The sequence below is a fragment of the Halohasta litorea genome (assembly GCF_024494645.1).
In the GTDB taxonomy this organism is placed as follows: domain Archaea; phylum Halobacteriota; class Halobacteria; order Halobacteriales; family Haloferacaceae; genus Halohasta; species Halohasta litorea.
In genome coordinates this window covers 232,002-249,343 of sequence record NZ_JANHDJ010000001.1, presented here as the reverse complement: position 1 = coordinate 249,343, position 17,342 = coordinate 232,002, and the positions used below count along the sequence as shown (strand labels likewise).

20 protein-coding genes are annotated in these 17,342 nt (G+C 64.2%); 15 read left to right on the top strand and 5 right to left on the bottom strand.

The window, feature by feature from the left end; translation table 11 throughout:
- Positions 1-97: 97 nt before the first annotated feature.
- From NO877_RS01355 to NO877_RS01345, 3 genes are all read left to right on the top strand, one after another.
- Complete coding sequence (locus NO877_RS01355; protein WP_256394498.1) at positions 98-1,903, top strand: hybrid sensor histidine kinase/response regulator; 1,806 nt, start codon at positions 98-100, stop codon at positions 1,901-1,903.
- 124 nt (positions 1,904-2,027) lie between these two features.
- Complete coding sequence (locus NO877_RS01350) at positions 2,028-3,572, top strand: acyl-CoA carboxylase subunit beta (protein WP_256395163.1); 1,545 nt, start codon at positions 2,028-2,030, stop codon at positions 3,570-3,572.
- A 1-nt stretch (position 3,573) separates the two neighbouring features.
- Positions 3,574-3,912, top strand: coding sequence for a DUF8022 family protein (locus NO877_RS01345; RefSeq protein WP_256394497.1), 339 nt, complete (start codon positions 3,574-3,576; stop codon positions 3,910-3,912).
- 1 nt (position 3,913) lies between these two features.
- Here the strand turns inward: NO877_RS01345 and NO877_RS01340 are convergent, their stop codons facing one another.
- On the bottom strand, positions 3,914-4,273 hold the full coding sequence (locus tag NO877_RS01340; protein WP_256394496.1) for a DsrE family protein: 360 nt from the start codon (positions 4,271-4,273) through the stop codon (positions 3,914-3,916).
- A complete protein-coding gene (locus NO877_RS01335; RefSeq protein ID WP_256394495.1) occupies positions 4,270-4,536 on the bottom strand; it encodes a glutaredoxin family protein in 267 nt (88 codons plus the stop codon). The genes NO877_RS01340 and NO877_RS01335 overlap by 4 nt, the downstream gene beginning before the upstream one ends.
- Before the next feature lie 196 nt (positions 4,537-4,732).
- Here NO877_RS01335 and NO877_RS01330 point away from each other — a divergent pair, with 196 nt between their 5' ends.
- Positions 4,733-5,629 carry a methyl-accepting chemotaxis protein gene (locus tag NO877_RS01330; protein ID WP_256394494.1) on the top strand — a complete coding sequence of 299 codons (897 nt, stop codon included), beginning with the start codon at positions 4,733-4,735 and terminating at the stop codon, positions 5,627-5,629.
- A 2-nt stretch (positions 5,630-5,631) separates the two neighbouring features.
- Here NO877_RS01330 and NO877_RS01325 read toward each other — a convergent pair whose 3' ends face one another.
- Entirely contained in the window at positions 5,632-5,844 is a 213-nt protein-coding gene (locus tag NO877_RS01325) for a DUF7987 family protein (RefSeq protein ID WP_256394493.1), read from the bottom strand.
- 154 nt (positions 5,845-5,998) lie between these two features.
- Here NO877_RS01325 and NO877_RS01320 point away from each other — a divergent pair, with 154 nt between their 5' ends.
- On the top strand, positions 5,999-7,801 hold the full coding sequence (locus NO877_RS01320; protein WP_256394492.1) for an acetyl-CoA carboxylase biotin carboxylase subunit: 1,803 nt from the start codon (positions 5,999-6,001) through the stop codon (positions 7,799-7,801).
- On the opposite strand, the gene NO877_RS01315 is transcribed toward NO877_RS01320, so the two are convergent.
- Positions 7,802-8,416, bottom strand: coding sequence for a DUF7509 family protein (locus NO877_RS01315; RefSeq protein WP_256394491.1), 615 nt, complete (start codon positions 8,414-8,416; stop codon positions 7,802-7,804).
- Between the two features lie 102 nt (positions 8,417-8,518).
- On the opposite strand from NO877_RS01315, the gene NO877_RS01310 reads away from it, so the two are divergent.
- From NO877_RS01310 to meaB, 8 genes are all read left to right on the top strand, one after another.
- Positions 8,519-8,929 (top strand): winged helix-turn-helix domain-containing protein, encoded by a 411-nt coding sequence (locus tag NO877_RS01310; RefSeq protein WP_256394490.1) that lies wholly within the window; start codon positions 8,519-8,521, stop codon positions 8,927-8,929.
- An 84-nt stretch (positions 8,930-9,013) separates the two neighbouring features.
- Positions 9,014-10,237, top strand: coding sequence for an HD domain-containing protein (locus NO877_RS01305; protein WP_256394489.1), 1,224 nt, complete (start codon positions 9,014-9,016; stop codon positions 10,235-10,237).
- A 48-nt stretch (positions 10,238-10,285) separates the two neighbouring features.
- Positions 10,286-11,299, top strand: a complete 1,014-nt coding sequence (locus NO877_RS01300) for an amidohydrolase family protein (RefSeq protein WP_256394488.1) — start codon at positions 10,286-10,288, stop codon at positions 11,297-11,299.
- Between the two features lie 85 nt (positions 11,300-11,384).
- Entirely contained in the window at positions 11,385-11,627 is a 243-nt protein-coding gene (locus tag NO877_RS01295) for an amphi-Trp domain-containing protein (RefSeq protein WP_256394487.1), read from the top strand.
- A 60-nt stretch (positions 11,628-11,687) separates the two neighbouring features.
- The gene (locus NO877_RS01290; protein ID WP_256394486.1) at positions 11,688-11,882 is read left to right on the top strand and encodes a cold-shock protein; all 195 of its coding nucleotides are present in this window, start codon (positions 11,688-11,690) and stop codon (positions 11,880-11,882) included.
- 253 nt (positions 11,883-12,135) lie between these two features.
- Positions 12,136-12,840, top strand: a complete 705-nt coding sequence (locus NO877_RS01285) for a CAP domain-containing protein (RefSeq protein WP_256394485.1) — start codon at positions 12,136-12,138, stop codon at positions 12,838-12,840.
- Positions 12,841-12,882: 42 nt separating this feature from the next.
- Positions 12,883-13,299 carry a cobalamin B12-binding domain-containing protein gene (locus tag NO877_RS01280; protein WP_256394484.1) on the top strand — a complete coding sequence of 139 codons (417 nt, stop codon included), beginning with the start codon at positions 12,883-12,885 and terminating at the stop codon, positions 13,297-13,299.
- Positions 13,296-14,387, top strand: a complete 1,092-nt coding sequence (gene meaB, locus NO877_RS01275) for a methylmalonyl Co-A mutase-associated GTPase MeaB (protein ID WP_256394483.1) — start codon at positions 13,296-13,298, stop codon at positions 14,385-14,387. Before NO877_RS01280 ends, meaB begins: the two co-directional genes overlap by 4 nt.
- A gap of 28 nt (positions 14,388-14,415) precedes the next feature.
- Here the strand turns inward: meaB and NO877_RS01270 are convergent, their stop codons facing one another.
- A complete protein-coding gene (locus NO877_RS01270) occupies positions 14,416-14,907 on the bottom strand; it encodes a metal-dependent hydrolase (RefSeq protein ID WP_256394482.1) in 492 nt (163 codons plus the stop codon).
- A 100-nt stretch (positions 14,908-15,007) separates the two neighbouring features.
- Here NO877_RS01270 and NO877_RS01265 point away from each other — a divergent pair, with 100 nt between their 5' ends.
- A complete protein-coding gene (locus NO877_RS01265; protein WP_256394481.1) occupies positions 15,008-16,114 on the top strand; it encodes a pyridoxal phosphate-dependent aminotransferase in 1,107 nt (368 codons plus the stop codon).
- A 50-nt stretch (positions 16,115-16,164) separates the two neighbouring features.
- On the top strand, positions 16,165-17,337 hold the full coding sequence (locus tag NO877_RS01260) for an ArsA family ATPase (protein WP_256394480.1): 1,173 nt from the start codon (positions 16,165-16,167) through the stop codon (positions 17,335-17,337).
- The last annotated feature ends 5 nt before the right edge of the window (positions 17,338-17,342 follow it).

Sequence of the window (17,342 nt, the reverse complement as noted above, 5' to 3'; positions counted from 1 at the left end):
GAAGTATGGAGAACTGAGAGCTGTTCCGTAGCGTACGTCAGTGAACCTATGAATTCAGAAACGCTTACATATAGTAGCCCGTATCTTACGGAAGAGAATGAGTCGGCCCGCTGATGAATTCGTGGTGTTGCATGTCGACGACGATCCACAACTGTTGGAGCTCTCCGAGGAGTTTCTCCCACGCGAGGACGACCGGCTGACCGTCGAGACGACAAGCGACCCGACGGCCGCAGTCGAGCGGATTCGAACCACCACGTACGATGCGGTTATCTCCGACCACCAGATGCCCGAGCTGACGGGGTTGGAACTGCTCGAACGGATTCGGGAGATCGAAGGCCACGAGCTGCCGGTGATCATGTTCACCGGAAAGGGCCGCGAGGAGGTCGCCAGCGAGGCACTGAACTTCGGTGCGGATCGCTACCTCCAGAAAGGCGGTGATCCCACCACTCAGTACACCGTGTTGGCCGACGCGGTGGTCCAGGAGATCGAACACGCCAACGCCAAAACGAGCCTCCAGGAGAACAAGGCGAAGTACGCGGGCGTCTACGAGAACGCGCCGCTGGCGTTCGTCATCTGGGACACCGAGCGGCGGGTCGTCGACTGGAACGACCGGGCCGAGGCGCTGTTCGGCTGGTCGGCCACCGAAGCCCGCGGCACACAGCTCGACGAGTTGGTGCTGTCGAGCGAGGAAGCCGACACCCTTGCAGCGCTCGCCCGGCCGCTGTTGACCGACGGCGAGCCGACCGAGCAGGTGGTAACGAACGTCACCAAAGACGGCCAGCGGGTCGTCTGTCACTGGTACAACACGCCGCTCCGGAACGCCGACAACGAGGTCAGGGAGGTGATGTCGATGATCCTCGATATCACCGGCTCCCGCGAGCGGAAGGCCACCCTCCAGGAGTACGCCACCGCCGTCGAGGCCTCCGACGACTCGATTTATATGCTCGACCCCGACGGGAAGTACGTCTTCGCCAACGGCGAACACCTCACTCGGTTGGCGGCCGACGGGAAGATCCAGCGGGCCGCAGAGGACGCCGTCGTCGGTCGAACCTACGCCTCGATTCACCCGGAGTCGGACGCCGAGCGGATCGACGAGATCCTCCAGGAGGTCCCCGCAAGCGGCGCGCCGAAAACCGAGGAGTACGCCTTCGAGACCGAAGACCGGTGGTCCTACCGGACCTACAGCCCGGTTTCCGACCCCGCGACCGGCGAGCAGCTCGGCGTGGTCGTCATCTCGAAGGACATCACCCAGCACAAGCGGATGGAGGAACGCGAGTCGTTCCTCTCGTCGCTGCTGCGTCACGACGTGAAAAACAAGATCCACACCGCCGACGGCTATCTCGGCCTCGTCGAGGACAGTGACTGTCCGCCCGAAACGATGGCCCACCTCGAAACGGCCACGCGGGCGCTGTCGGGCTCCCTCGAACTGATCGAACAGATCACCACGCTGAGCGAGTTGGCCCAAGAGGAGGTCGGCGTCTGTAACCTCCAGGAGATCCTCGACGATGTCGTCGACAGCTACGCCCCCCAGGCCGCCGCCGAGGGCGTCGACCTCAGCTACAACGGCTGCGAGGGGTCGGTCCAGGGCGGCCCGCTGCTCGAAGCGCTGTTCGGGAACCTGATCACCAACGCCCTGAAACACTCCAACGCCGACACCATCAGCGTCGACTGCCGCCGCGACGGCGAGGAGTACGTGGTCGTCGTCGCCGACGACGGCGACGGACTACCGACCGAGACGGCCGCCAGACTGCTCGAAGAGGGCGTCTCGGAGGGCGAATCCGCGGGGACCGGGCTCGGACTGTATCTCGTCGACCAGATCGCCGAGAGCTACGGCGGCCACATCGAGTTGGGCGATTCCGACGGCGGCGGGCTGCGGGTGGCGGTCCATCTACAGGCGGCCTGAGGGCAGCCTGGGTAGTTCGCGGCCTGATCAGTCGGCCGCGGAAACGGTCGGGTAGGATGTTGCGGAACCCTTTTGATGCCGCTGGTAGTCGATTAGAACCAATGACTGGTGGTCCGAAATGACGATGGACGACCGTATCGAGGAGCTTCGAGCAAAGCGGGAGGCCGCCGCCAAGGGTGGCGGCGACGACCGCATTGCCAAGCAACACGACAAGGGAAAGATGACCGCCCGCGAGCGGATCGACTACTTCCTCGACGACGGCACGTTCCACGAGTTCGACCAGTTCCGGACCCACCGGAACCACACCTTCGGGATGGAGGAAAAACAGATCGCCACCGACGGTGTGGTCACCGGCTACGGCGAGGTCAACGGACGGACTGTCTTCGTGTTCGCCCACGATTTTACCGTCTTCGGCGGCTCGCTCGGCGAGGTCTTCGCCGAGAAGATCTGCAAAGTGATGGATAAAGCGATGGAAGTCGGCGCACCCGTCGTCGGTCTCAACGACTCCGCGGGGGCGCGTATCCAGGAGGGCGTCGGCTCGCTGGGGGGCTTCGGCGAGATCTTCCAGCGCAACACCGACGCCAGCGGCGTCATCCCACAGATTTCAGGCATTATGGGCCCCTGTGCTGGCGGCGCAGTCTACTCGCCTGCGATCACCGATTTCGTCTTCATGGTCAAAGACACGAGCCACATGTTCATCACGGGGCCGGATGTCGTCGAGACCGTCACCGGCGAACAGGTGAGCTTCGACGAGCTCGGCGGCGCTGTGACCCACGCCTCCACGTCGGGAGCGGCCCACTTCGCCGTCGACAGCGAGGAGGAAGCCCTCGACCAGATCGCCCTGCTCCTTTCGTATCTGCCGCAGAACAACGTCGAGGACCCGCCGCGAATCGACCCGTGGGACGACCCCGACCGCCGGACCGACGAGCTGGCCGATATCGTCCCCAAAGCACCGAAAAAGCCCTACGACGCGACCAACGTCATCGATGAGGTCGTCGACGAGGGCTCGTTTTTCGAGGTCCACGAGAGCTACGCCAAAAACATCGTCGTCGGATTTGGCCGCCTCGATGGGCATTCGGTCGGCATCGTCGCCAACCAACCCCGCGTCAACGCGGGCACGCTCGATATCGAGGCCAGCGAGAAGGGCGCGCGGTTCGTCCGGTTCTGTGATGCCTTTAATATCCCCATCGTCACCTTCGAGGACGTCCCCGGCTTCATGCCCGGTACCGACCAGGAACACGGTGGGATCATTCGCCACGGAGCCAAACTCCTGTATGCGTACTCCGAGGCAACCGTCCCGCTGCTGACGGTCATCACGCGCAAAGCCTACGGCGGGGCCTACTGCGTGATGGCCTCGAAACACATCGGCGGCGACGTCAACTACGCGTGGCCGACCGCCGAAATCGCGGTGATGGGGCCGAAAGGCGCAGTGAACATCCTCTACCGGAAGGAACTGTCGGAGGCCGACGACCCCGAAGCCCGCCGCCAGGAACTCATCGACGAGTACCGCGAGGAGTTCGCCAACCCCTACACGGCCGCCGATCGCGGCTTCATCGACGACGTGATCGAGCCCGGCGAGACACGCCAGCGGCTGATTTCCGACCTCGATATGCTGCTGTCGAAACGCGAGGAGAAACCCTCGAAGAAACACGGTAACATCCCGATCTAACATGGCCACCGATTCAGCCGCCCTCGACGAGTCCGCCGCGACCGCCGCCGCAGCGGGCGACAACGACTCGCCGTCCGTCTCGGCCGACGACCTCGGTGGGCTGGCCGACGCCGACACCGAGGAGGCCGCCGCCATCGCGGTCGCCATCGCGGCCCACCTTCGGGACCGACAGGCAGCAGCCGCGGCTGCTGCGGCGGCCACCGAAGACGCCGACGGCGAGAGCCGCCGGAGCTGGGCGTTCGCCGGGCGGCTCGAAGCCATCGGCGAGCCCGCCGGTCGACCGCCGAACAACAGTCCAAAAGACGGCTGGACCGCAGCCGACCGCGCTGATCGGTTCTGAGTCAGGGGAGTTGTAGATAGTTCTTGCCCTGCTGTTGGGCGCGGACGACCTCGGCGACTCCGGAAGTAACGATTGTCACACCTTCGGTGACCGAACTCGGATCGTGATCGAACAACGACAGCGAGTTCGAACAGACACTCACCGTGACGCCAGCGGTCAGCATCTTCGTTATTTTGGGTGCATCGGGCGAGGAGTCCAACAGAAACCGCACCGCAGGGCCGTTGATCACGACCTGCATCTCCTCGGGCGGCGTCGACACCGAGCTATCCCGGACGAGGTTCTGGAGGTTCCGCAGGGCCATCTGCCAGTCGCTGGCCGTGTCGCTTGTGATGTGGACAACGAGGGCGTGCTGGCTGGTCATTCGGCAGTGGCCGCACGCTGGTCGTAGTTAGTTTTTAAATACTCCGCGATCTCGCTGCTGTCGGCGACCCAGCCGTCGGGATGATCGTCGTCGACCACCACGGGTACGCCACGCTGGCCGGTCAGTGCGTCGAGTTCGTCCCGGTCGCTCCGCGCTTCGGGGACGATGATTTCCTCGTAGTCGACCTCCAGGACATCGAGCACACGACGGACGCGTTTCGAGTACGGGCAGTCGGGGCGGTCGTACAGGGTGAGTGCTGCCATACAGGCTCCGTCGCGGTCGAACCCTCATATGATATTCTCAAGATCCGACCGAAGTGTGTGGAAAGAGTGTCTAGATTCTCCGCCAAATCAACCGGTCCAGTCAACGGCCACAGCGCGACGGCTTCGAGCGACCATCGAGTATCAGGCCTGATAATCCGTCCGGGTGTTATATGATTCTGCTCTCCGAAACGAACCCATGACAGCAAACAATGGGGCGGTCGCGGATTCTATCGATGATCTCGAAGAGGATTTAGATACCGTCGAAGACTCGGATGTGGCGTCATCGCTCGCGTCCCTGTATGATACCTCCGCAGAAATCTCCGAGGGGATCGAGACGATTGCCGACCGGGCCCACGAGCAGTCCAACGGAATGCGGGAGGTCTCGGCGGAGGTCGCCGATCTGAGCGCGGCCGTCGAGGAGATCGCCTCCTCTTCTGAAGAGGTCGCCATCGCCGCCGAGCAGGCCGACGACCGCGCCAGCGAGGGCGAGGACGCGACCGAAGCGGTGGTCGAGGCCATGGAGGAGATCCAGGACTCGACCGAAGAGGCGATGCAGGAGCTGCGAACCATCCGGGAGGGCGTCGAGGAGATCACCGAGCTGGCCGACGTGATCGACGAGATCGCCGACCAGACCAACCTGCTGGCGCTCAATGCCTCGATCGAAGCCGCCCGAGTCGGCGAGGAGGGTGCGGGCTTCGCGGTCGTCGCCGACGAGATCAAGAGCCTCGCCCAGGAGTCCCGCGAGCAGGCAACCGGGATCGACAGCACCGTCGAGCGAATCACCGACGACGCCGAACGCGCCGTCCGGCGGCTCGAAACGAGCGTCTCTGAGGTCGAAACCGGGATGCAGCGGGCCAACACCGCCCAGTCGAGTCTCGACGAGATCACCGACGCCGTCGGCGAGGTCACCGCGGGCGTCGACGAGGTCGCCGCGGCGACCGACGAGCAGGCCAAAAGCGCCACCACGGTCGCCTCGATGGTCGATCAGACGGCGACCAACGCCGACGAGATCGACACCGCCGCCAACCGGATCACCGACTCGGTGAGTTCGCAGGTCCAGCGCATCGAACAGCTCCGCCAGCAGGTCGAATAAATTTAAAAGCGGTACTCGTCGTCATCGCCATCGTCGACCGGCGGCTGCTGGAGCGAGACCGACCGCGTCACGACCGCCGGGAGGACGACCGCGACACCGATGAACGCCCCGAACTGAACCGGGAGGCTGATCTCGGTGAGCGCACCCAAAAAGAAGTAGCACGTTGCTCCGAGGACGATTGCGGTCCACTGTATCTGCTTGCCTGTGAGCTTCATATGGGGCAGGTCGAGTCGCCATACGTGACTGTTCCGATCTCCAGGACGGCTGGAAGCAATCGCGCCAGTAGCTATCAGTATTCGTGAGTATATAGCCGCTATCGGGCCTCCGTCGACCGATAGAATCAGGTGGCTGATGAGCAAACAGCCCCCTATGTTCAGCAAGGTTCTGGTCGCCAACCGCGGGGAGATCGCGGTTCGCGTGATGCGCGCCTGCGAGGAGTTGGGAGTCCGGACGGTGGCTGTCTACAGCGAGGCCGACAAACATTCCGGCCACGTCCGGCAGGCCGACGAGGCCTACAACATCGGCCCCGCACGCGCCGCCGACTCCTATCTCGACTACGAGGCGGTCCTCGATGCCGCCGAAAAGGCCGGGGCCGACGCCATCCACCCCGGCTACGGCTTTCTGGCCGAAAACGCCGAGTTCGCGGCCAAAGTCGACGATCGCGGTTTTACGTGGATCGGTCCCGACGCCGACGCGATGGAGGCCCTCGGCGAGAAGACCAAGGCTCGCTCGCTGATGCAGGACGCCGACGTACCGGTGGTCCCCGGGACGACCGAGCCGGTCACCTCGGTCGACGAGATTACGGAAGTCGCCGACGACTACGGCTATCCGGTCGCCGTCAAGGCCGAGGGCGGCGGCGGCGGTCGCGGCCTGAAGGTCGTCCACAGCGAGGATGAAGTTGAATCACAGTTCGAGACCGCCCAACGAGAGGGCGAGGCCTACTTCGATAACGATTCAGTCTACGTCGAAAAGTACCTCGAAGCCCCCCGCCACATCGAGGTCCAGATCATCGCCGACCACCACGGCAACGTTCGCCACCTCGGCGAGCGCGACTGCTCGCTGCAGCGCCGCCACCAGAAGGTCATCGAGGAGGCCCCCTCCCCCGCCCTCGACGAGGACCTCCGCGAGCAGATCGGCGAGGCCGCCAAACGCGGCGTCGACGCCGCGGGCTACACCAACGCCGGGACTGTCGAGTTCCTCGTCGAGGACGGCGAGTTCTTCTTTATGGAGGTCAACACCCGGATTCAGGTCGAACACACGGTGACCGAACAGATCACCGGCCTCGACATCGTCAAATGGCAGATCCGGATCGCCGCAGGCGAAGAGTTGAGCTTCGCCCAAGAGGACGTCGAGATCGAGGGCCACGCCATGGAGTTCCGGATCAACGCCGAGAACCCCGCGGCGAACTTCGAGCCCGCATCCGGCAGGCTCGAGACCTACGACCCGGCGGGCGGGATCGGGGTCCGGATCGACGACGCGATCCGGCAGGGCGACGAGATCGGCGGCGACTACGACTCGATGATCGCCAAACTCATCGTCGAGGCCAGCGACCGGGAGGAGTGTCTTACCCGCTCGGAGCGGGCGCTGGCGGAGTTCGAGATCGACGGTTTTCACACTATTATCCCGTTCCACCGGCTGATGCTGACCGACGAGGCCTTTTCAAAGGGAGAACACACGACCAACTATCTCGACGAGGTCTTAGATCACAGCCGGATCGAGGAGGCGGTCGCCCAGTGGGGGCCGACCGACGACGGCAGCGAGAACGGCGACGACGATGCGGAGTCGACCGAGCGCGACTTCACAGTCGAGGTCAACGGCAAGCGGTTCGACGTCTCCCTCGAAGAGCGCGGCGCGCCACCCATTGCCGTCGAGTCGGGGAATCCCAGCAACAGCGGCGAGATGGCCCGACCGCCGCAGGCCCAGCAGGACGACGACGAGGGCGGGGCGGCCGTCGAGGGCGGCGACACCGTCGCCGCAGAGATGCAGGGGACGATTCTCTCGGTCGAAGTCGAGGTCGGCGACGAGATCGACCCCGACGATGTGGTCTGCGTCCTGGAGGCGATGAAGATGGAAAACGACGTCGTGACCGAACGCGGCGGCACCGTCACGCAGGTGATGGTCGGCGAGGGCGACAGCGTGGATATGGGCGACGTGCTGGTCGTCCTGGAGTAGTTAGTCCAGCTGATTGAGGTCACCCCGACGTTCGCGGTGCATGATCCCTGCAGCGAACCGGCGGAGCGTATCGACGAGTTCTTCCTCGGACTCATACGTCTCGATCCGAAGATCCCAGCGAACAGGCGCAGATTGGATCATGGCACTTGTTACGTCCGCCTCGTGGACAAACACCAGTCGCTCGGTGTGCGTCTCCGAGAGCGTTTCGAGGACGCTTCCGGCTTCTTCGCCGACACCGAAGTTGTGTCCGAGATACGGAACCACGAACGCAGTTGCGTTGCTGTGCCGTGTGTACTCGATGCTCTGTGTCACTGCATCGATGTCGTCGGTGTCGACATCCACATCAAGAGCCAGAAACGCATTGACTCCGGGATCGGTCCGGAGTTTGCCCTGTATCCGCCGCAAGAACGCCTGAGCCTCATTGATCTCCGCCGTGTTCTGGAACAGTCGACGCAACGGTCCCGGTAGCTCCTCGATACTGATCTGTTCTCGCTCCTCTTCGCTGAGGATATAGTTGAGATTGAACGATTTGTATGGCCCCATCAGATAGAATAGAAATCGGTCGTATTTCACGTCTCCAAGTCGCTTGAAAATCAACTCTCGCGTAATATCCATTGATACGTGCGTATTCAGCGGGTAGTATATAAAGGAACTTGTTTTTGGGAGATGTTGGCTTGACAAAGACTAAACGTGTGTTCCCCGTATCGTCGTGTATCCATGTCGACAAAGCGAACACACACAGCCAAGGCGGATCTCCCGGCCGATCCGGAAGACCTCCTTCCGGAAGAGAGTATTCTCAGCCTCTCGGAGTATCTCGATATGCACGCGGCTGTTGGCCACCGGACTCGCTACGAAATCCTCTATCGGCTCGTGCATGGTGATGAGATGAGTCCGACTGAACTCGCCGACGCAATGGAAATCGACGACAGTACACTTCATTACCACCTCAACAAACTCGTCGACGTCAGTCTCGTCGAGAAGCGAAAACGCACCGACCGAGGACAGGACGGCCTATATACGTATTATCGGCCGACAGTTTTCGGTGAGGTCACGCTTTCGGAGGGTGTCGACGAGTTAATCCGCGGAGAGCAGTCATTCGAGGGGATGTACGATAGTTCGGCAGAATAGGTAGCGGGCTGGCGTGCTGGTCGTCCTGGAGTAGCCTCCCTCACTCGCAGTACTGTTTTTCAGGCTGGCCGTGAAATCGGGCCTATGGCCACCATTAAGGATAGCGTCCACGACCACATCGAGATCGAGGGCGTCGCCGAGGCCTTGCTTGACACCCCCACGGTCCAGCGGCTCCGCCACATCAAGCAGTTGGGCACGGTCCAACTCGTCTACCCCTCGGCGAACCACACCCGCTTCGAACACAGCCTCGGCGTCTACCACATCGCCAACCGCGCGCTGGGCGAACTCGGCATCGAAGGCACCCAGGCCGAACGCATCCGCGCCGCAGCCCTCCTCCACGACGTCGGCCACGGCCCCTTTAGCCACAACATCGAGGAACTCACCCACCGCCACACGGGCAAATACCACGACGACGTCGAGGAACTCCTAGACTCCGCCGAGGTCGGCGAGATCCTCCGCGATTATGACCTCGACCCCACCCACATCGCTGGTCTCGTCGCGGGTGAGGGCCAGTTCGGCCAGCTCGTCTCGGGCGAACTCGACGTCGACCGGATGGACTACCTGGTGCGGGACGCCCACCATACCGGCGTCCCCTACGGCACCATCGACACCGAGCGACTGATCCGCGAGCTGACCTTCGTCGATGGCGAGCTCGTCTTGGACGCGGGCAACGTCCAGACCGCCGAGAGCCTACTGCTCGCCCGCGCCCTGATGAACCCGACCGTCTATATGCACCCCGTTGCCCGGATCAGCAAGGCGATGTTGCGGCGGGCGAGCGAGCGGCTCCTGGACGAAACGGCCATCGACGCCCACCGCCTGCGCCGGATGGATGACCACGACCTGCTCGTCGCCCTCCGACAGACACCAGAGACCGAAGGGTTCGCCGAGCGCTACGGGAGCCGCCGCCTACTGAAACGGGCGGTCTGGGCCGAACTCCAGGACGTCCCCGATTCGTTGCTGGAAGCCGAGCATAGGGAGATCCGTGAGCTGGAGTCGACAATCGCCGACCGTGCGGACATTCCAGCCACCGATGTGATCGTCGAAATCCCCGACGAGCCGACGATGCGGGAGTCGACCAGCCGCGTGGTCGTCGGCGGCGAGATCCGCAAACTGGGCGACCAGTCGCCGTTAGTCAGTGCCTTACGGACCGCCCAGCGGGGCCAGTGGCGGCTCGGCGTCTATACGCGTCCGGAGGCGACCGACCGGGTGGGTCGGCTGGCGGCCGACGAACTCGGCCTCGAACTCCCCGACGGGCGGATTCGGGAGACCCGCCAGGGGCTCTATGCGAGGCTCGACGAGTTCGAGTAGCGCGGGACGGTTCGGGGGTTTCAAGCCGCCCCACTCGAAGCCATCCGTATGAACGTGGAGGGGACCATTCTCGTCGGGCCGGAGTTCGAGCCGGTGGAGGGCCGGGTCGTGGTCGAGGACGGCGAGATTCAGGCCATCGAAGAGGCCGACACGGGGTCGGATTCGATCGTCATTCCGGCATTCGTCAACGCCCACACCCATATCGGCGACTCGATCGCCAAGGAGGCCGGTGGTGGCCTCTCGTTGGACGAACTGGTCGCGCCGCCGGACGGGCTCAAACACCGCTTGCTCCGCAATACCGACCGCGAGACGAAGGTAGACGCCATGGCCCGGACGGTGACACAGATGGAGGAAACCGGCACGGCGAGCTTCATCGAGTTCCGCGAGGGTGGCGTCGAGGGCGTTGCGATGCTCCAGGACGCCCTGGCGCGTCGCGCGGTCGACCCCGTGATTCTCGGCCGCGAGACCGAAGCCGCGATGCACGAAAGCGACGGGTTCGGAGCCTCCGGCGCGCGAGACGGCGATTTCGATCAGCTCCGCAACGCGACCCGCCGGGCGGGCAAACTGTTCGGCATCCACGCGGGCGAGCGGGACGCCGCCGACATCCACCCCGCTTTGGATCTCGACCCGGACTTCCTGGTCCATCTGGTCCACGTCGAGGAACTGCATCTCGATCGGATCGAGGACAACGAGGTTCCGGCAGTCGTCTGTCCGCGGTCGAACCTCGTCACGAACGTCGGGGTGCCGCCCATTCGCCAACTCACCGAGCGGACCACCGTCGCGCTGGGCACCGACAACGTGATGACCAACAGCCCCTCGATGTTCCGTGAGATGGAGTTCGCCGCCAAGCTGACCGATCTGCCCGCCGAAACGATCCTCCGTATGGCGACGCGAAACGGCGCGAAGATCGCCGGGCTGAACTGCGGCGTCATCGAGGAGGGCCGGGACGCCAAACTGGTCGTCCTGGACGGCGACTCGGACAACCTCTCGTATGCGAAAGACGTGGTTCGGGCGGTCGTCCGACGCGCGGGCCACGCTGACATCAAACGCGTCCACCTGTAGCCGAGCGCCGCCGGTTGGTTACAGCCGACCGACACTCACCAAAAGTGTAAGAATTGTTTTAGGAGAGGCATACCTACCAGATGGTATGGTACAGCGGACGACAGCGGACGAGCGGCGTTCGCGCGAAGAGATCGAAAACTACCTCCAGACGCTGGCGGCGGCCTTCGGCAACGGCGAGGAGAGCGTGAGCATTCCGGTCGGCAACAAGACGGTCGACCTCACGCCACCCGAGGAGGACGTTGGGCTGTCGGTCGACGTCGTCGAACGCTCCTCACGGCTCCGCGGGGACTACGAGAAGATCGAACTCGAACTGGCTTGGAAGCGGTAGGTCCGAGGTATCGCGTCTCACGGGGGGTTTATCCATCTGGGGTACTATGGTTCAGATGCAATGGCGCAAGGAACCGTTGATTTCTTCAACGACACAGGCGGCTACGGATTTATCGACACTGACGATGCTGACGACGACGTCTTCTTCCACATGGAAGACGTTGGCGGCCCGGACCTCGAAGAGGGTCAGGACGTCGAGTTCGACATCGAGCAGTCCCCGAAGGGTCCACGAGCGGCCAACGTCACCCGCCTTTAAGGCTGGGTTGACCACTGTGCGATAACGACGCGTCGCGGTATCGACGCAATCCGTTTCTGCGGATTTCCGACTCCCGAGCGGTGCGGCCGTGGTAATCTGGATCGATGTGAAAGTCACTGCGAGAGACGTCTCACGATCGCTGAATTAGAGTAATACGGTACGCCGACCAAGTCCATCGTATCGTATTCGCGATGGCCCTCCAGGAGAAGTGCCCGCCAATGAGAGACACACAGCGAGGCCGGACGCTCACGTAATGTTCCGGCTGATCGCAGTCCCGATTCGGATCGCCCTTCGACTACTCGTTTTCTACCTCGTTATCATCGGCCTCGTCGCAACCGGCGGCTTTGCCGGGATGGGACCGCTGGCCGACGATCTCGGCGGCCAACCGGTTCCCCTCATCGGTGCGTCGACCGACGAGATCACGGAGTCGATCTCCGAGACGGTCGGCGGCTCCACTGGCGAGTTCGACGGCCAGCCGGTCACCCAGAACGCGACCGTCGCCGACGAGCAGGCCATCGAGCGGCTGATCCACGAGGAGGTCAACGCCGAACGCGCCGCCGACGGGCTCGACCGGCTGTCGACCGACGACGACCTCCAACGGGTGGCGCGCAACCACAGCGCGGATATGGTCGCCGACGGCTACGTCGGCCACGAGAGCCCCGACGGCGTGACACCGGCCGATCGGCTCTCGGCAGCAGGCTGTCGCGCAGGCGGCGAGAACGTCGCTCAATCCTGGATCGACGAGCCAGTCGCGGTCGACGGCGAGACGATCGTCGCTGAGGACGAGGAAGCGGTAGCCGCCCATCTGGTCGACCGGTGGATGGCCTCGCCGGGCCACCGCGAGAACATCCTCCGGGAGTCGTTTGCCGAAAGCGGGGTCGGCGTGATCGTCACCGACGATAATCGCGTCTACGCCACCCAGAAGTTCTGCACGGGGTCGGCCGGTGGACTCCTGTAGTTGTCCGGTACTCTCAAATCCACCTCGCACAATGATTGTGATATGAGCACGGATCACGCACAACGGGCCACCCGGTGTCTCGTGGCAAAAGTCGGCCTCGACGGCCACGATCGCGGGGCCCACGTCATCGCCCGTGCGTTCCGGGACGCGGGCTTCGAGGTCATCTACTCGGGACTCCACCGCGCACCCGAGGAGATCGTTCAGGCCGCCGTCCAGGAGGACGTCGACGTCCTCGGCATCTCAATCCTCTCGGGGGCCCACAACACGCTGATCCCCAAAGTGATCGAGGGGCTGCAGTCGTACGACGCCTTCGAGGACACCCTCATCCTCGTCGGTGGGATCATCCCCGAAGAGGACAAGCCCCAACTGGAAGAAGCGGGCGTCGATGCGATCTTCGGGCCGGGGACGTCGATCGAGGCGACCGTCGAATTCGTCCGCGAACACGCGGGCAGCGAGTGACCATGGCGGATCTCAGTGAGGCGAACGCCCGCCTGTACGAGTCGCTCCTGGAGGGCGATCACGCCGCCTTGGCCCGCGTCATCACCAAAATAGAGAACCGAACGCCCGGCTATCGGGAGCTGCTGGCTGCGCTCCACGCCGAAACCGGGAGCGCGTCGGTGGTCGGCGTGACGGGGAGCCCCGGCACCGGCAAGTCGACGCTGGTCGATTCGCTCACCAAACAGTACCGCGAGGCCGGAGAGACCGTCGGGGTGATCGCGGTCGACCCCTCCTCGCCGTATACGGGTGGCTCGGTGCTCGGCGACCGGATTCGGATGGGCTCGACCGCAGGCGACATGGACGTGTTCGTCCGCTCGATGAGCGCTCGCGGCCGTCTCGGCGGGCTCTCGATGGCGACCGCCGACGCGGTCAAAGCCCTCGATGCCTTCGGCAAAGACCGGATCATCGTCGAGACCGTCGGCGCGGGCCAAAACGAGGTCGACATCGTCGAAACAGCCGAAACGGTCGCCGTCGTCGTCCAGCCCGGCTCCGGCGACGACATCCAGCTTTTAAAAGCAGGCATCCTCGAAATCGGGGATCTGTTCGTCGTTAATAAGGCCGACAAGGACGAGACCGCCGGGACGGTCGCCGATCTCGAAACGATGATCCACATGGATGCCTCGCCGACCGCCGGACTGTCGACCGGCCACCACGGACCCAGCGCGGCGGAGCCCGACCCCGAAGACGGCGACACGGGCGACGACAGCGGCTGGACGCCGCCGGTGATCGAAACCGTCGCCACCACCGGCGAGGGCGTCGACGACCTCCGGGCGGCACTCGACGACCACCAGCAGTATCTCGTCGACTCCGGCGAAGCAGCGGGGCGGCGTCGACGGCAGGCCGAAACCGAGATTCGGCGGCTCCTCCGGACCGACCTCGGCGAACTCGCAGAGGGGGTGCTCGACCGCCGCGGCGGGATCGAGGCCGTCGCCTCGCAGGTCGCTCGACGCGAAACGGACCCCTACACGGTCGTCGAGGAGTTGGTCGACCCGCTCGAATCGGCGGTCGAGGAGTCGCTCGCTGCAGAATCCGAGGCGTCTGAAAAGTAGGCAGCGATTATAAACGGGGATACGGCGGCTACGGCAGCATCGTGGCGATCTGCTCCCCGTAGACGATTGCCTCCGGCCAGACGTAGTAGAGAATACCCGCAAAGGCGGCGATCTCCACACCGGTGACTAGCACCGTCACAAGGTCGGATTTGCTGCTGGAGACCGGAATCCCGACCGGGAGGTTGTACTCCTGGCTCAGGAGGGGATACCACAGCGCGATCCCGCGGGTGCTGCCGACGACATCCAGGATGTAGTGGGTTGCCACGCCGATCCAGACGTACTGGAGGTTCTCGAAGTAGAGCGGCCACGCCATGAAGATCGCCAACATCGGGAGGTTGTGGAACGTCTTCCGGTGTTTCCCGAAGGCGGTGTCGACGTCCGGCATCAGCGCGCCGAGAGTGACCGGCACCGAGAGCTTGACGATCATCTCGGCGGTCGCCACATCCCAGGTCGGCTGAAGGACGGCTCCGAGCCCGATACTCAACAACACCGCGTTCATCACGTGCCCACGTTTGTTCATTCTCTATGCCGTGAGTATCCATCCAGCTATGTGTATGTTTCCGACTGGAGACTGACAGCGATGGCGAAAGAAAGAGGGCGGCGGCGTCAAAGGGACCGGTATGAACTACGAGACGCCGCAGTTCTTCCACGTGATGCAGTACGCGGCGGCGGCCGACGGCGACGTGATCGACATGGTCAGCGGCAACCCCGACTGGGAGCCGCCCGAAGCCATCCGCGAGGGACTCGGCGAGTACGCCGAAGCCGACGCCGAGGAGTTCCAGTATCCGCCGAGCGACGGGCTCGGACCCTTGCGGGAGGAGATCGCCCAGCGCCGCAACGTCGACCCCGACCGCGTCATTGTCACCAACGGCACCGGCGAGGCCAACTACCTCGGGATGGCCCGCGCGCTCGAAGGCGGGGCTGGCGACGAAGTCGTCCTCATCGATCCTGTCTATCCTTACTATCCGGGCAAAGTATCGATGCTCGACGGCGAGACGCGACTAGTCGGTGCGGCCCGCGACGGCAGCCTCGACGTTGCGGCCACCTGCGAAGCTATCGGCCCCGACACCGCGCTGGTCGTCCTCAACACGCCAAACAACCCCACCGGCGCAGTCTACGACATCGACGCAGTCCGGGCAGTCGTCGAAACGGCAGCCGACCACGACGCGCTGGTCGTCGTCGACGAAGTCTACGACCACTTCGACTTTTCAGGGACTTTCGAAAGCGCGCTCTCGCTCGACGCCGACAACGTGATCGTCACCAGCGGCGTCTCGAAGTCGATGGCGATCACTGGCTTTCGTGTGGGGTACGCCATCTTCCCGCCGCAGCTCGTTGAGGCGGCCAAAACCCGCCATATGCTGGTCAACGTGACCGGGAGCCGGCCCGCCCAGCAGGCGGTATACACCGCCTACCGGGAGACAGGTCCCGACTACTACCGGGAGGCACGGGATCGACTCGCCGAGCGCGCCGACGCCTTCACCGCGGCGCTCGACGAGGCCGGAGCGGAGTACACGAGTCCCGACGGGGCGTTTTACGTGCTGGCACGGTTCGACGGCTTTCCGGGCACGATGGGCAACGTGAAGACGCTGATCGACGAGGCGGGGGTGGCGGGGATGCCGGGCGCGACGTTCGGGACCACCCGCAAGGAGTGGCTCCGCTTTGCGCTCGTGACGCCCCGTGTTACCGAGGCCGCCGAGCGGCTGGCCGACTACTTCGACGGGCGGTAAGGCGGTAGTCGACCGACGGCTACACAAGCCCCGGCGGTCTCCCCTCCCGTATGAGCGAGATCGATGTCGAGGCCGTCGACGAGGTCGAAGGCGAGGAGCCGAGCGGCGGGGAGTCGGAGGCTGACCACGCGACCGAGGGGCCACAGCCGGTCGAGGTCACGGCGACCGAGACCGACCTGCCCGCGGGCGTCGACGCCCCCGAGTACGTGCTGTACGGCGGCAAAGGCGGCGTCGGCAAGACGACGATGGCCGCTGCAACCGGGCTGTCGAGTGCCGCCGGTGGGGCCGCGACGCTCGTCGTCTCTACCGATCCGGCCCACTCGCTGTCGGATACCCTCGAAACGGCGATCCCCCCGACGCCGACCCGGATTCGCGAGGAGATCCCGCTGTGGGCCGCCGAGATCGACCCCGACGAGGCGATGGGAGAGGGGATGTTCGGAACCGACGAGGACCCCCTCGGCGGCATGGGCGAGATGGGCGAGGGACTCGGCCCGATGGGCGATATGCTCGGCGGCGATGAGGGCGACGACGGCATGGGCGGACTGGCTGGGATGATGGGGATGGGTGGCTCGATGCCCGGCGCGGACGAGGCGGTGGCGATGCGCCAACTGTTGGAGTATCTCGACGATCCACGCTTCGATCGGGTGATCGTCGACACCGCGCCGACCGGCCACACCCTTCGACTCCTGGAGCTCCCCGAACTGATGGATTCGATGGTCGGCCGCGTGATGAAGATGCGCCAGCGAATGCAGGGGATGTTCGATGGCCTCAAGGGGATGTTCGGCGGTGGGAGCGACGAGGCAGACCCCTCGGCAGATCTGGACCAGCTCCGGGAGCGAATCGAACGCCTCCGGGGTGTGCTTCGTGACCCCGACCAGACGGACTTCCGTGTGGTGATGATCCCCGAGGAGATGAGCGTCGTCGAATCCGAGCGGCTGGTCGACCAGCTGGGGGCCTTCGAGATTCCGGTCCAGACACTGGTGGTCAATCGCGTAATGGAGGACCTCGCCGACATCACCGACCGCGAGGTCGACCCTGAGTGGATCGTCACGCCGAACCTGGAGGACTGTGAGTTCTGTCAGCGACGGTGGCAGGTCCAGCAGAACGCGCTCTCGAAGTCGACCGACCTGTTCCGCAACCGTGAGGTCAAACGGGTGCCGCTGTTGGCCGACGAGGTTCGCGGCGAGGCAGCCCTCCGGATTGTTGCCGCCTGTTTAGCGTAAAAAGG